General features: G+C 68.1%; 14 protein-coding genes. 7 read left to right on the top strand and 7 right to left on the bottom strand.

The genetic code is table 11. The features are described 5' to 3' along the window. Positions 1-27: 27 nt before the first annotated feature. The gene (locus tag ACLQ3F_RS16005; RefSeq protein ID WP_167457721.1) at positions 28-174 is read right to left on the bottom strand and encodes a hypothetical protein; all 147 of its coding nucleotides are present in this window, start codon (positions 172-174) and stop codon (positions 28-30) included. A 106-nt stretch (positions 175-280) separates the two neighbouring features. Then, positions 281-1141, bottom strand: a complete 861-nt coding sequence (locus ACLQ3F_RS16010) for a peptidase M23 (RefSeq protein WP_425849644.1) — start codon at positions 1139-1141, stop codon at positions 281-283. A gap of 420 nt (positions 1142-1561) precedes the next feature. Between ACLQ3F_RS16010 and ACLQ3F_RS16015 the strand changes: the two genes are divergently transcribed. From ACLQ3F_RS16015 to ACLQ3F_RS16030, 4 genes are all read left to right on the top strand, one after another. After that, positions 1562-2482, top strand: a complete 921-nt coding sequence (locus tag ACLQ3F_RS16015; protein ID WP_355007182.1) for a proteasome assembly chaperone family protein — start codon at positions 1562-1564, stop codon at positions 2480-2482. 37 nt (positions 2483-2519) lie between these two features. Next, positions 2520-3317 (top strand): exodeoxyribonuclease III, encoded by a 798-nt coding sequence (locus ACLQ3F_RS16020; RefSeq protein ID WP_425849647.1) that lies wholly within the window; start codon positions 2520-2522, stop codon positions 3315-3317. A 19-nt stretch (positions 3318-3336) separates the two neighbouring features. Next, positions 3337-3654 carry an antibiotic biosynthesis monooxygenase family protein gene (locus ACLQ3F_RS16025; protein WP_425849649.1) on the top strand — a complete coding sequence of 106 codons (318 nt, stop codon included), beginning with the start codon at positions 3337-3339 and terminating at the stop codon, positions 3652-3654. A 732-nt stretch (positions 3655-4386) separates the two neighbouring features. Then, the gene (locus tag ACLQ3F_RS16030) at positions 4387-4587 is read left to right on the top strand and encodes a winged helix-turn-helix domain-containing protein (protein WP_425849819.1); all 201 of its coding nucleotides are present in this window, start codon (positions 4387-4389) and stop codon (positions 4585-4587) included. A gap of 60 nt (positions 4588-4647) precedes the next feature. On the opposite strand, the gene ACLQ3F_RS16035 is transcribed toward ACLQ3F_RS16030, so the two are convergent. Then, positions 4648-5808, bottom strand: coding sequence for a pentapeptide repeat-containing protein (locus ACLQ3F_RS16035; RefSeq protein WP_425849652.1), 1161 nt, complete (start codon positions 5806-5808; stop codon positions 4648-4650). An 860-nt stretch (positions 5809-6668) separates the two neighbouring features. Here ACLQ3F_RS16035 and ACLQ3F_RS16040 point away from each other — a divergent pair. Next, on the top strand, positions 6669-7166 hold the full coding sequence (locus ACLQ3F_RS16040; protein WP_425849654.1) for an alpha/beta fold hydrolase: 498 nt from the start codon (positions 6669-6671) through the stop codon (positions 7164-7166). A 196-nt stretch (positions 7167-7362) separates the two neighbouring features. On the opposite strand, the gene ACLQ3F_RS16045 is transcribed toward ACLQ3F_RS16040, so the two are convergent. Both ACLQ3F_RS16045 and ACLQ3F_RS16050 read right to left on the bottom strand, forming a co-directional pair. Further along, positions 7363-8028, bottom strand: a complete 666-nt coding sequence (locus ACLQ3F_RS16045; RefSeq protein WP_387353188.1) for a class F sortase — start codon at positions 8026-8028, stop codon at positions 7363-7365. 235 nt (positions 8029-8263) lie between these two features. Beyond that, on the bottom strand, positions 8264-8866 hold the full coding sequence (locus ACLQ3F_RS16050; protein ID WP_425849822.1) for a hypothetical protein: 603 nt from the start codon (positions 8864-8866) through the stop codon (positions 8264-8266). Between the two features lie 208 nt (positions 8867-9074). On the opposite strand from ACLQ3F_RS16050, the gene trmB reads away from it, so the two are divergent. Further along, the gene (gene trmB / locus ACLQ3F_RS16055) at positions 9075-9704 is read left to right on the top strand and encodes a tRNA (guanosine(46)-N7)-methyltransferase TrmB (RefSeq protein ID WP_425849824.1); all 630 of its coding nucleotides are present in this window, start codon (positions 9075-9077) and stop codon (positions 9702-9704) included. A gap of 112 nt (positions 9705-9816) precedes the next feature. Then, on the top strand, positions 9817-12330 hold the full coding sequence (locus tag ACLQ3F_RS16060) for a DEAD/DEAH box helicase (protein ID WP_357264051.1): 2514 nt from the start codon (positions 9817-9819) through the stop codon (positions 12328-12330). Here the strand turns inward: ACLQ3F_RS16060 and ACLQ3F_RS16065 are convergent. Beyond that, positions 12308-13444 (bottom strand): acyltransferase family protein, encoded by a 1137-nt coding sequence (locus ACLQ3F_RS16065; protein WP_425849658.1) that lies wholly within the window; start codon positions 13442-13444, stop codon positions 12308-12310. The genes ACLQ3F_RS16060 and ACLQ3F_RS16065 overlap by 23 nt on opposite strands. Before the next feature lie 188 nt (positions 13445-13632). Beyond that, positions 13633-14364: a class I SAM-dependent methyltransferase gene (locus tag ACLQ3F_RS16070; RefSeq protein WP_425849659.1), complete on the bottom strand. Its 732-nt coding sequence runs from the start codon at positions 14362-14364 to the stop codon at positions 13633-13635. Positions 14365-14435: the final 71 nt, after the last annotated feature.

Below are 14435 nucleotides of genomic sequence, written 5' to 3' on the forward strand. Positions count from 1 at the left end.
CGGTGGACAGGGCGGCCGATGGAACGGTCAGCGGCGGCGGTTGGACAGCCGGGCCGCCAACCCCTTCAGCTTCTGCTGGTTGCCCGGCTTGGCCATCTCCCGACGACCTCGCTCGACCAACTGCTGCCCCTTCGGCGATCTCAGGAACGTGGTGATCCGCTGCATCAGTGACATGGCGTCCTCCTGTCGATGGTCCCGTAGTCATGTGTACCCCGAACCTGCAACACATGTACCCGGGATCCGACAGCCTCAACCCTGACCGTCCATAGTGGGCGGTAGGTTACCGCCCCGCCGGCACGATGGCGTCAACGACCCGGGTGGCCCGCCACTCGTGCTGCTGGTAGTGCTCGGGGTACGCGGAGACCTGCACCGCCTGGGCGGCGTCGGTGAGCCGCATCCGCTGCCAGCCGGGCACCTGCTCCAGCGCGCTGAGGAACTGCCGGGTGGCGAACTCGGGGTCCATCAGCTGCCCCACCGGGCCCCAGCCGCTGCTGGAACGCTGCTGGAACAACCCGACCGAGTCGTGGTCCCAGCCGACGCCCTGGTGCGGATAGTCCTGCGACTCGGGCAGCACGCCACTGGCCACGTTGTAGAGGTTGCTCTCCTGCATGGCGGTGGCCACCGCGATCACCAGACCCCGGCGCGGCACCCCCATCTTGCGGCCGGTACGGACGATCGCCTCGGCGTTCTCCATCTGGTCCTCGTCCAGCCCGGCGACGGGCGCCGGGTCGGTCGGGCGAACCGGGGCGACCTTGCGGGCCGGCGCGCTGGTGTCCGGATCGGCGGGGCTCGCCGCGGCGGACTGGGCGGCGGCGGAGGCGCTCGGGGCGACCGTGCGGTCGAGAGAACGGGAGGCGCGCTGCTGCTCGGCGCGCTGCGCCAGCTCGGAGCTGGAGAGCGATCCACTCCGCGTCGCCGCGTCGGCGTCCTCGTTACGAACCTGGACGACGGCGGTCAGACCGAGGCAGCACACCACACCGGTGGCGAGCGCCAACTGTGCCCGGCGTCGACCGGTCAGGTCCCGGGCGTACGCCCGAAGCCGGGTCGCGGCGGTTGTCCGTTCGGTTGAGGTGCCATCCTCCGTATCGGTAGTGGGGCTGCTCGGGGCGTACGGGTCGTCGAGGGTGCCGTCGTCACGCATCAACCGAGGCTAGGCAGGTGGAAACCCCGATCACGCACGGTGACCACGTGGCGCTCGACACAGATCGGAGCCGTACTGGTGGACGACCCGGGCGGGGTGACCCGCCCGGGGAACGGACCTCGCGTACCGGATGAAGCTGGCGCCGCACGCGGACCCGCACGGGCCAGGACGGAAGCGAACATTCCACTCCTGAGCCCGACATGATCGACAAACTCGGCCTTTGGGCCGAACCGCCCCTCGGCCGATCGGCCACGAGGCTCGACCTGGTGGCGTAAACAGACGATTAGTCCGGTCACGCCCACCACCCGGCCAACGGATCGCCCGACGAAGGAATGCGCCAGGATGGCGGGTACGTTGCCCGAACGGGTGCCCTCCGTCGCGACGGCACCCCGCAGGCACATTTCAGGGAGGTCCGCACCGGTGCTCGACCCACACGAGCTCTACCAGCTCACCGATGATCTGCCCGACCTCGGGCAGCCGGTCCTGATCCAGGCCCTCACCGGGTTCGTGGACGCCGGAAACGCCAGCCGACTGGCGCGTGAGCAGCTGCTCACCTCGCTGGAGGGTCGGCCGATCGCCACGTTCGACGTCGACCAGCTCTTCGACTACCGGTCGCGACGACCGGTGATGACCTTCGTCGAGGACCACTGGGAGAGCGTCGACGCGCCCAAGCTGGAGCTGCACCTGCTGCAGGACGACGACGAGACCCCGTTCCTGCTGCTCACCGGCCCCGAACCGGACCTCCAGTGGGAGCGTTTCGTGGCCGCCGTGGCCGGGCTCGCCGCCCGGCTGGACGTCCGGCTCACAGTGGGGCTCAACTCGATCCCGATGGCGGTCCCGCACACCCGGCCGACCGGGGTGACAGCGCACGCCACCCGCCCCGAGCTGATCGCCGGCTACGAGCCGTGGTTGCAACGCGTCCAGGTGCCCGGCAGCGTCGGTCACCTGCTGGAGTTCCGCCTCGGCGAACAGGGCCGCGACGCGCTGGGCTTCGCCGCCCACGTGCCGCACTACGTGGCGCAGACCGAATACCCGGCAGCCGCCGAGGTGCTGCTCACCTCCGTGTCGCGCAGCACCGGGCTGCTGCTGCCCGGCGACGGGCTGCGCTCGGCCGCCGAGGTGGTCCGGGTGGAGATCGACAGGCAGGTGGCGCAGACCGAGGACGCCGCGGCCCTGGTCCAGGCCCTGGAGGAGCAGTACGACGCGTTCGCCCGAGGTCGGGGCGAGAAGAGCCTGCTCGCCCCTGATGCCGGCCCACTGCCCACCGCCGACGAACTCGGCGCCGAACTGGAACGGTTCCTGGCCGAACAGACCCGTCCCGGCGACACCCCGGCCGGCTGACCCGGCGTCGCGGCGGCGAATGCGGCAGGCTGGGGGCATGCGCCTGGCGACCTGGAACGTCAACTCGGTGAAGGCCCGCCTACCCCGGCTGCTGGAGTGGCTGGCCGACACCGGGCCGGACGTCGTCTGCCTTCAGGAGACGAAGTGCCCCGACGGCGCCTTCCCGGTTGCCGAGGTCGGCGCGCTGGGCTACACCGTGGCCAGCCACAGCGACGGCCGGTGGAACGGGGTGGCCATCCTGTCCCGGGTCGGGCTGGACGACGTCCGGGTCGGGTTCGCCGACGAGCCCGGCTTCCCCGAGCCCGAGGCCCGGGCCATCTCGGCCACCTGCGACGGGGTGCGGGTCTGGTCGGTGTACGTGCCCAACGGCCGGACGCCGGAAGACCCGCACTACGCGTACAAGTTGGCCTGGTTCGCGGCGCTACGCGACGCGCTGGACGCCGAGCTGGCCGGCGGTCTGCCGCTGGCGGTCTGCGGCGACTTCAACGTCGCCCCGACCGACGCCGACGTCTGGGACCCGGCGGTCTTCACCCACTCCACGCACGTCACCCCGGCCGAGCGGGCAGCCCTCGCGGCGCTGCGCGACCTGGGCCTCAGCGACGTCGTGCCCACCCCGATGAAGGGCCCACACCCCTACACCTACTGGGACTACCGGGCCGGCATGTTCCACCAGAACAAGGGCATGAGAATCGACCTGGTGTACGCGTCCGCGCCGTTCGCCCGAGCGGTCCGCTCCGCGTACGTGGACCGGGAGGCCCGCAAGGGCAAGGGCCCCTCCGACCACGCCCCGATCGTGGTCGACGCTGATCTGGTGCCCGCGGTCGAGACGTTCTGAGTTTGGCTAGGGTGGGCAGATGGCAGTCGTGAAGATCAACGCAATCGACGTCCCGCCCGGTGGCGGCGCGGAGTTGGAGAAGCGGTTCGCCGCGCGGGCCGGCGCTGTGGAGAAATCCCCCGGCTTCCTCGGCTTCGAACTCCTCCGCCCGGTGGCCGGCGAGACCCGCTACTTCGTCTACACAAAGTGGGAGAGCGAAGAAGCGTTCCAGGCGTGGGCCGCCGGCCCGTCGCGCGCCGCACACGCCGCCGCCCCCGGCGACAAGCCCCGTCCCCCGGTCTCCACCGGTGCCAGCCTGCTGGAGTTCGAGGTGGCGCTGCACGTCCCCCAGCCCTAGCCAACCCTCGCAGCGCTTGATCCACCCCATTTCGCTGAAGCCGGGGTGTCCGAGTCAGTGGGACACCCCGACATCAAGGACCCCGCGTCGATCAAGCCCGGGAGCAATGGGCAGAGACCGACAGTCATGGCTTCTGGAACATGATCGAAACCACCTCGGCAGTCAGCTCGATCGCCCAGTCAAGCTGCGGACAGTCGGTGCGACCTCGGCACTCCAGGCACCCTCCCAATCGCCACGGTTGGTCAAGCGCCCGAGTCCAGTGGCTGTCCAAGATCCTGTTAGCGATGAACAACTCTGTCGCCTTGGAGATCGGCTCATCGATCGGCACCGTGCCCCCCGTTCGAGCGGTACGACTGAGCCTTCGTCACGAACGGCTCTCGCAGCGGGGGGTACTCAGAAGTTCTCTCGTTGGTCCAGGACGGCTGCATGGGGCCTACCCGCATCCTGACGCAGCCGATGTACGTCTCATGCCCGCAGATGCACTCAGGGTCGCGCCACAGTCGGAACCTTCGTCGTTTCGGTCCGTGCTTACTGTGGTTTGCCACGGTTCCGCCTCTCCCGGTCACTCGCTCAGAGGGCTCCGGTCGCTCTCCGTTCTTGCCTAGACACCCTAGACACCCTAGGCGCTTAAGGGAACGTTGGCGTTGAGGCTGTTTCGTGATCATGATCGAATGGGGTTGCCCGATGAGAAGGAACCCCACCATGCCCATACCGACCGGCGGATACCGCCAGATGGCGGAAGACTTGGCCTCCCGCATCCGAAGCGGTGAGTATGCGCCAGGTGACAAGTTGCCGTCTTATGCTGAGCTGTCGAAGCTTTACAGCATTGCGGTAACTACGGTTCAGAAGGGCATTAGGGTTCTAGAGTTTCAGGGCTTGGTGGTCGGCGTCCCGGGTCGGGGCGTCTACGTCAGAGAAGACATCAATCCCTAACCCCCTTGGCGGCAGAGGTAGAATCCATAGGCGAAGTGGATCAGCCGGTCAGAGGATCAGTCACTCTTTTACTATCAACCCGTCGCCACTCGCGGAATCGGCCCCTACAAGCCGATAGCCCTTCGGCCAGAAATGGGAAGTAGTAGGTTTCAAGATTGCCCGAGCATCTTGAAACCTGAACTTATCAGAGTGCGCACCAGCGAAGCGTGTTGCGCCACCGAACTTTGCCATCTCAAAGTTGGCTTCGCCGCCCAATCTCGCCCTGTCAAATCGAACGCGGTAGTCGAATTGGGCTTCACTAAAGCTTACAGACGAGCGAAAATCCGCTCCGGCGAAATAAGCAGGGCCAGAAAAATGCGCCCTCGAAAAGTTAGCTATTCCAGTAGAGTGGAGAAAACTTAGGGTCGTTGAGCCGTAGAAGGTCGCGTGGTCAACGTTGATAGAATTAACAGCGCAACGGACGAGCCTGAAATCCAGTAGAACGGCACCCGACAAGTCGATAGAGATATGCGACCAGAACGACTCATCGTTTAGATCAGGGCTCCCATGCGGATCCGATGGACCAACATCTCCGTACCTCAAGTGACCCGATAAAATCCGCTGCGCAGCTAGTCTTACTTCGCGTTCTTGTTGGCGCATTTCAACGACTGCGCTGGATTCGTTCTCATCCCCTGCGTTTGAGCGGACGTACGGAGGATTGTGCGGCGGGTTATACGGCATCCTTAGATAAGCGCATATCAGGTTGACTATCGTCTGTCTATGTTCGGGGTTGCCCTGCCCCATGCGTTCTAGCGCGTAGAGAGCAGCCATACGTACGGGCGCCTTATCGGAACCTAGCTGTTCGGCAGCCTTAGTATAAAGCTCGGTTACCCGTCTCTCGGCTGCATCATGCTTCGTATCTTCGGCGGTTCGGTTCTTGTACTCCTGGTCAGCATGGTCGACGCGCTCCTTCACATACTGTCTTCGCAGGCCGAGGAAAAGAGCGATTAGGCCGCCAGCACCGGCCCCCACAGCGAGAATGTTTCGGATCACGTCAACCCGTAGTTGAGCCGCTCGGACAGCCAGGTCCGGCGACTTAGGCACACTCGCCGGAACCTGAGCAGCATCCCACATAAACACGGCGGCAACAGCGGTGACAGCAAGAGCGACAACAGCAAGAGTCACCAAAGTTGCAAGGTGGATGGGTCTGTAGGTCCGAGGTTTTGAAGTTCGCTCGACCATCCGCGACTTTCTCTTTCTGAATCTGGACCGATATTTCCGAAAGAAATGAACAGGGTTGATCCGCTTGTACCACCGTGGACGTTCGGGCATCCCTGGATTATCTCGCACGGATGCAACATCGGTCTACCCCCGATCAGGCTTCATTCAAGTCAGCGAAACCAACTACTCCCTTAGGCTCGCTGTTGTACACATCCCGAGAATTGTGGTTACGGGGTCGGTCCCGTCTTCTGGGCAGTAGTCCTCAGAGATGCCGGCAGTCTCTAACTTGAGTCGCACCTCTTCTGGGGTGAGTACAGTTTCCGGCGCAACGCGTGCTTTGCAGGCGACGATTCGATCCCAGTGCGTCAGACCTTCGTCGCCGTTGTTGAGGCGTGGCTCATAAAGAACCATGTCTAGACCTCCTGCATGTCCGCTAGACCGTACTCAGTGTCACGAATACTGGCCGCATCTGTCGGGAGGCTATGGAGGTTGAACTTGGCAATGCCTAGGTCGTTGACAATCTCCTTCACTACTTCGATGTTGCCGTTCAGCCTGGCAGACAAGATGCTTACGATCATGGTCGGTACACCCAATAGTAATAAACCTGCTGGTGGTATTCGTGTCCCACTCGATCGTGAAACCAGAATTGGTCTGAGCCGTCATGACCCAAGTGACGATTACGCCGTCAGTGACAACGAGTGTGGCGATCGGTACCGGAGACGGAGTAAGAGTCGCACCGTAAGAAACCGTGGCAGAAGAGAAACCGCCCCTGGCCGCATACCTACCGCGTAGGCAGGCGTCCGCAGCCCCACCACCGGGGAGCCCGCTGCGCGTACCGGCTCGCGCTTGACGAACCGGACGTCGTCACCCGACTGGCCGTCATGGACGTGGTGCCCATCGGGGACGTCTACAACCGCGCCGACCGGACGTTCAGCCTCTCCTACTGGGTCTGGTCCTTCCTGGCCGCGCCGGCGCCGGTGCCCGAGCAGTTCATCGCCGCGGCGCCCACGGTGCTCGTCGACTTCATGCTCGACACCTGGCCCGAGGTGAAGGACGCCTTCCCGCCCGAGGTGCGGGCGGCGTACGTCAAGCAGTTCCGCGACCCCGCGACGGTGCACGCGATCTGCGAGGAGTTCCGCGCCGCCGCGACGCTCGACTACCAGCACGACGAGGCGGACCGGGGAAACCGGAAGATCACCTGCCCGGTGCTGTTCCTCTGGAGCCGACAGGGCCAGGTCGCGAAGCTCTACGACGACCCGCTCGCGATCTGGCGGGAGTGGGCCGACGACGTGCGCGGCGAGCCGGTCGGAGTCGGGCACTTCATCCCGGAGGAAGCCCTCGACGAGACCACCCGCCAGCTCCTGGCCTTCCTGAGCTGACGCGAGCCTGATCTGTGGGCGCCGCTGCCGCTTGATCCACTCGGGTTCAGCGAAACCGGGGTGTCCGGGCGGGTCCGACACCCCGACTTCAATGATCCCGAGTCGATCGGCCGTTTCCACGAGCAGGTGGCCGCTCAGGCGTGCGGCACGGCGGGGCGCACGGGCGTGCGGCCCTGGCCGGCCTGGCCGGGGCGTCTCAGGGCTTGCGGGAGGACTGCAGGGTGGCAAAGGCGATCACGTTGTCGGCGTAGCCGGTGCGTCCACCGATGAACTGGCCGCCGCAGGTGATCAACCGCAGCCCGGCGGGGCCGTCGTGGCCGTAGATGCGCTCGGCGGGCAACTGGTCCTTCGGGAAGTGCTCCACGGTGTCGACCTTGAAGATCACCGTCGACCGGTCCGCACGGGCGACCTCGATCAGGTCGCCCGGCTTGAGCTTGCCCAGGTCGTAGAAGACCGACGGGCCGCTCTTCGTGTCCACGTGCCCGACGATCACCGCAGGGCCAGGCTCACCGGGCGTGGGCCCCCGGTCGTACCAGCCGGTCTCGTTGTGCCGTTCCAACGGCGGTACGGCGATCGAGCCGTCCCGCGCCTGCCCGACGGGGGCCACCGGCGCGGTCACCTTGATCGCCGGCACCGAGAGCCGCACCGGGCGACTGGCCGACAGCCCGACCGACTCACTGCGGGCCGGTCGGTCACCGCCGGTCGGGGCCAGGTCGAACGGGCCGACCGAACGGCCCAGCCCCGCCCCGGTGGCGAAGACGCCGGCCAACACCAGGACCACGGCCAACGGTATGGACCAGGGGCTGCGCCCGGACGGCCGACTACGCCGGGGGGCGACGGCGGTCGGCGGACGCGCGGCCACCGACGGGCGGTCGGGGGCTGGCGGGCGCTGGGGCCGCGACGAGCGCTCGGGACCTGACGGATGGTCGGAGCCCGGCCAACCGTCGTCCAATGGCAGCCGGACGTCATCGGGTGGCGAGGCGGGGCGGCCGGCGAACGGCTGGCGGGCAGCGGCCGGCGGCGAGGCGGGACGACCAGGCGACGGCGGGCGTGAACCGGCCGGCGGCGGCGTGGGGCGGAAAATCGTCATGGCAGCCTCAGCGACGCACGGCGGCTCGGGGACGACGCAGCGCCATCACGGCGAGGACCAGCCCGGTGATGATCAGTGCCGCGCCGCCGGGCAGCAGCAGCTTGCCGGTGATCCCGCCGCTGCTTCCACCGAACCCGGTCGCCGGACCCCGACTCGGCTGGACGGGGACCTTCTTGACCACCTGGAGCATTGTCGAGGCGGTCTCGCCGTCGCGGCACTCCAGCTTGACCCGGTAGTTGCCGGGGCGGGTGCGCTCGCGGACCATTGGCGCGGCGGTGAGCACCCCACGCTGCGGCTGCACGCCTACCGCCCCGAAGGCGTCGGAGACCACGGTGGCGCCCACCGAGTTGTCCCGACAACTGGCCCGGATGCCGACCAGGTAACCGGGCTGCACCGTGCTGGGGCTCACCTCGACGAAGATGTCCACCGCCGGAGTCGGTTGGGGAGCTCCGCCGGGCGGCCCTCCGGGCTGCGGCGCTGGCGCGACGGCAACCGCCCGCTCGGGCGCGGCGAGGGAGGGCGCGGCGAGGGAGGGCGCGGCGGCGAGCAGGGGGCCGGCCAGCACGGTCACCAGCGACAGCGTCACGACGCCGCGGGTCACTGTCACGATGCCCCCTCTCGACGCCGTGCGGCCCGGCCGGGCCGCGGAGCACCCGACCTGCCGTACCAGTTGGATCCTCTCATTTCCGGTCGCACATCACATCCGATCCGCTGGCGGCGTCGCGTACGCTCGTTTCGCTGTGACCGCCATCGACCATGACCCCGCCGTCCCGCCCGCGAGCCGGACGATCCGCACGTTCCACCCCCGCCGGGGTCGGATGAGCGACCGGCAGACCGACGCGCTGAGCCGGCTCTGGCCCACGTACGGCCTGGATGTGCCGGACGGGCCTGTGCTGCCCGTCGACCTGGCCGACCTGTTCGGTCGCCGGGCGCCCGTGGTGCTGGAGATCGGCTCGGGCATGGGCGACACCACCGCTGCGATGGCTGCCGCCGACCCGGATCGAGATTATCTGGCGGTCGAGGTGCACACGCCGGGAATCGCCAACCTGCTGCACCTGGTGGAGCGCGGTGGCCTGCGCAACGTACGGGTGGCGGAGGGCGACGCGTTGTCCCTGGTCAACGGCTTGCCCGAGGGTGTGTTGGACGCCGTGCACGTCTTCTTCCCGGACCCGTGGCCGAAGTCCCGCCACCACAAGCGGCGGATCATCCAGCCGACGCACGTGGCGCTGCTGCGGTCCCGGCTGCGCCCCGGCGGGATGCTGCACTGCGCTACCGACTGGGCCGAGTACGCCGAGGCGATGCGGATGACCCTCGACGCGGACCCGGAGCTGGTCGACGCGTACGGCGGCTTCGCGCCACGGCCGGCGCACCGACCGGTGACGAAGTTCGAACGTCGGGCGATCACTGCCGGTCGGCCGGTCGCCGACCTGTTGTACCGCCGACGGTGACCGACGAAACGCCCGAACCGGAACGCGGCGGGGCGTTCGGGATGCCCGGACGGGGGTCCGGTGCGGACCGGGTTGGCGTACCGGGGCATGATCCAGGCACCATGGACAGGCTATGACGCTCACCGCCGCGCTGCCGACAAGCGCCGACCCCGACACCCTCTTCGACGCGTTCGCCGGCTGGGCGAAGGAGCGCGGCCTCGACCTCTACCCCCATCAGGAAGAGGCGGTCATCGAGATCGTCTCCGGCGCCAACCTGATCATGAACACGCCCACCGGCTCGGGTAAGAGCCTGGTGGCGATCGCCGCGCACTTCGCGGCCCTCGCCGACAGCCGGACGACCTTCTACACCGCGCCGATCAAGGCGTTGGTGTCGGAGAAGTTCTTCGCGCTCTGCGAGGTCTTCGGCGCCGAGAACGTCGGCATGCTCACCGGCGACGCCAGTGTCAACGCCGACGCCCCGATCATCTGCTGCACCGCGGAGATCCTGGCGAACCTGGCGCTGCGCGAGGGCACCAAGGCCGACGTCGGCCAGGTGATCATGGATGAGTTCCACTTCTACGCCGAGCCCGACCGAGGCTGGGCGTGGCAGGTGCCGATCATCGAGCTGCCGCAGGCCCAGTTCATCCTGATGTCCGCCACGCTCGGAGACACCACCCGCTTCGTCGACGACCTGACCCGGCGCACCGGGCGACCCACCGCCGTCGTGCGCACGGCGGAGCGGCCGGTCCCGCTCATCTTCTCGTACGCGATGACGCCGCTGCACGAGACGCTCGAGGAACTGCTGGAGACCAAGCAGGCCCCGGTGTACGTCGTGCACTTCACCCAGGCGGCCGCGCTGGAACGCGCCCAGGCGCTGACCAGCGTCAACGTCTGCACCCGCGCCGAGAAGGACATGATCGCGGAGGCGATCGGTGGTTTCCGGTTCACCGCCGGCTTCGGCAAGACGCTGTCCCGCCTGGTCCGGCACGGCATCGGCGTGCACCACGCCGGCATGCTGCCCAAGTACCGCCGCCTGGTGGAGACCCTCGCCCAGGCCGGCCTGTTGAAGGTCATCTGCGGCACCGACACCCTCGGCGTCGGCATCAACGTGCCGATCCGCACCGTGCTGTTCACCGGCCTGTCCAAGTACGACGGGGTCCGTACCCGGCTGTTGAAGAACCGGGAGTTCCACCAGATCGCCGGGCGGGCCGGCCGGGCCGGTTACGACACCATCGGCCGGGTCGTCGTGCAGGCCCCCGAGCACGTCATCGACAACGAGAAGGCCCTCGCCAAGGCCGGCGACGACCCGAAGAAGCGCCGCAAGGTCGTCCGCAAGAAGCCGCCGGAGGGCTCGATCGGCTGGGGCCAGCCCACCTTCGACCGCCTCGTGGACGCCGAGCCGGAGCCGCTGACCTCCAGCTTCCAGGTCAGCCACTCGATGCTGCTCAACGTCATCGGCCGGCCCGGGGACGCGTTCACCGCGATGCGGCACCTGCTCACCGACAACCACGAGGAGCCCGCCGCCCAGCGCCGGCACATCCGCCGCGCCATCGCCATCTACCGGGCGCTGCGGGCCGGCGGTGTCGTCGAGGAGCTGCCCGAGCCGGACGAGACCGGCCGGCGGATCCGGCTCACCGTCGACCTTCAGCTCGACTTCGCTCTCAACCAGCCGCTCTCCCCCCTCGCACTGGCCACCATCGAGCTGCTCGACGCCGAGTCCCCGTCGTACGCGCTCGACGTGCTGAGCGTCATCGAGTCGATCCTCGACGACCCGCGGCAGATCCTCTCCGCGCAGCAGTTCAAGGCACGCGGCGAGGCGGTCGCCGCCATGAAGGCCGAGGGCATCGAGTACGAGGCGCGCCTCGAACTGCTCGACGAGGTGACCCACCCCAAGCCGCTCGCCGAGCTGCTGGAGGCCGCGTACGAGATGTACCGGCAGGGGCACCCCTGGGTGGCCGACCACCAGCTCTCCCCCAAGGCCGTCGTCCGCGACATGTACGAGCGGGCCATGACCTTCACTGAGTACGTGCAGTTCTACGGGCTGACCCGCTCGGAAGGTCTCGTCCTGCGCTACCTGGCCGACGCGTACAAGACGCTGCGCCAGACAGTGCCCGAGGACGCCAAGACCGAGGAGTTGATCGACCTCATCGAGTGGTTGGGCGAGCTGGTCCGCCAGGTCGACTCCAGCCTCATCGACGAGTGGGAACGGCTGCGCAACCCGTCCGACGTTGCCGAGGTCGCTCAGGCGCACGCCGCCCTGACCGATCGGCCACCGGCGGTGACCCGCAACGCGCGGGCGTTCCGGGTGCTGGTGCGCAACGCGCTGTTCCGGCGCGTCGAGTTGGCCGCGCTACGCCGCTGGGACCTGCTCGCCGAGTTGGACGCCGAGGACGGCTGGGACTACGACGCATGGGCCGACGCCCTGGCGCCGTACTTCGAGTCGTACGACTCGATCGGGGTCGGGCCGGACGCCCGCGGTCCGGCGCTGCTCATGATCGAGCAGGGCCGGGAGCGGTGGACCGTACGGCAGATCTTCGACGACCCGGACGGCGACCACGACTGGGGCATCAGCGCCGAGATCGACCTCGTGGCCTCGGACGAGGTCGGCGCGGCGGTCGTCCGGATCACCGACGTCGGCCAGCTCTGAGGTGTCGATCGGCGCGGTGCCGACCGGCGGCGCCCGGCCGAGGGCCCAACAGCGCCGGGGTACGCCGGGCGGCCACGTCCTCGATCCAGCCGAACAGCAGTACCGCCCCGGCGGCCAGTAGGCACACCCCGGTCAGTCGCAGCGCGATCGAGGCCACCGAGTTGTACGGGAGCACCGGCGCGAGCAGCAGGAACATCCCGAGGCTGGCCGGGATGTGCCACAGGTAGATGGTGACCGCCCGGGCGTTGACCACCCGGAGCACGGCGCCCAGCGGCCGGCCGACCGGCCGGGGCTGCACTCTGAGCAGCACGGCGACGAGCGCCATCGACCACAGTGTGGTGCCACCCGCGATGTGGTTGAGGTCGACGGCCCGGCCGGTCACCATGGCGGCCACCACCCAGGTGCCGCCCATCCCGGCGAGGCCGGCCACGAGGCAGCCGTACCAGCGCCACGGGACGCGGTGCAGCAGCCGATCGTGGTGGGCGAAGCCCAGCAGCCAGCAGGACAGGTAGGCGGCGACGAAGTAGCCGGCGTGCACACCGCCGATATGCATCCCGACCGGCAGCGCGGTGGCGACGGCGATGCTGGGCCACGGCCAGCGCCGGAACAGCCACAACAGCACCGGCGAGAGCAGCACCAACCACAGATAGGTGACGACGTACCAGAGCCCGATGTGGAACACCCAGGCCCAGGACTGTCCGCCCACCGGTGGCACCCGCAGGGGTAGCACCCACCAGAGCAGTTCAGCCCAGCCGGCCACGCCATTCGGCAGCGGACGCCACCCGACGGAGAGCACCACCAGTGCGATCGCGCCGAACGCCCAGTACGGCAGCAGCAGCCGGCGCAGCCGCCGGAGTACGGCCGGCGGACCGTGCCGGTCGAGTGACGCCGCCATCAACGAACCGGCGATGCCGAACATCAGACCCATCGCCGGCACCAGCAGGCTCAACCAGATCCAACCGGTGACGTGGAAGATCACGACGCGGACCAGGGCGAGCGTCCGCAGCAGGTCCAGGTAGCGGTTTCGGCCATCTGCGGGGTCGGCGGACTGGACGGCGCGCGCCGCCGTACTCCTACCAGGGATGACGACCCTGGACGCCTCACCGATGACCACAACGCACAATAACGCCACAACTAGGACAAAGTTCGTGGCATCGCGAACGCGAGTAACGGGAGCGGCCCCCGCCGGCAGGCTGTCCCTCCGATCAGCCAGTTTCCCCCGACAGACAGCCCACCGGACGTCAGGATCCCGAGGGAATCACCATGCGTGCGGATCTTGGATTGGCCGCCGAGGACGGCGTTCTATCGAAGGACGAGAAGGTCGAGTGCGTCGATGACTGGGCCGGACTCGGTTTGAGCGGCGAGGTGGAGTCGAGCCAGACCGGCGGCGTACTCGTTGCTGGTGATCAGCTGAAGGGGCGTGTGTGCTTCCCGGCGCATGCTGGCCGCGACGTCACGAAGCGACGGTGCCGTGGTCTGCGGGACCTGTTCGAGTGAGATCGTCGTGAAGCCAGCGGCGGCGAAAGCCGCCTCGACGTCGTGCACGCTGGGGTAGGTGTTCAACACGCGGATGGCCTCGGGAAAGAAGCGGAACAGCGTGATTGCGTGGTGGCGGCCAGCGAAGGCAGAGCGGATCAGCACCGGCCCGCCGGGACGCAGCACGCGGCGCAGCTCACGTGCGGCAGCGGTCAGGTCTGGCACGTGGTGGATGACGGTGGACAGCCAGGCCGCGTCGACACTTCCGGCCGCCAGCGGGACGTTGGCAGCGTCTCCGGCCAGGACCTGAGGGTGTAGGCAGCGGGCTCGCATGGCCTCGGCCGGCTCGACGGCGACAACGTCGATGCCGTCGTACCAGTCGGTGAAGGTCTGCGCCCACGCGCCGGTGCCCGCGCCGAGGTCGAGCAGGCGGGTGCCGGGCTGAGGGTTGAGGTGGCGGGTCACCGCTTCACGCCATCCGGCGAGTGCCTGGTCGGACAAGTGACGGGTGGCCTCGAACGCTGCCGCGTCGTGGCTGTTGTAGGCGATGCGAGCCATGTCACTGACCCAACCGCTTCCGTACCGGCTGCGGCAAGGATGGATGCTGTGATTCACCTACGGCAATTCGC

This window comes from Micromonospora sp. DT15, from assembly GCF_049841475.1.
Lineage (GTDB): Bacteria > Actinomycetota > Actinomycetes > Mycobacteriales > Micromonosporaceae > Micromonospora.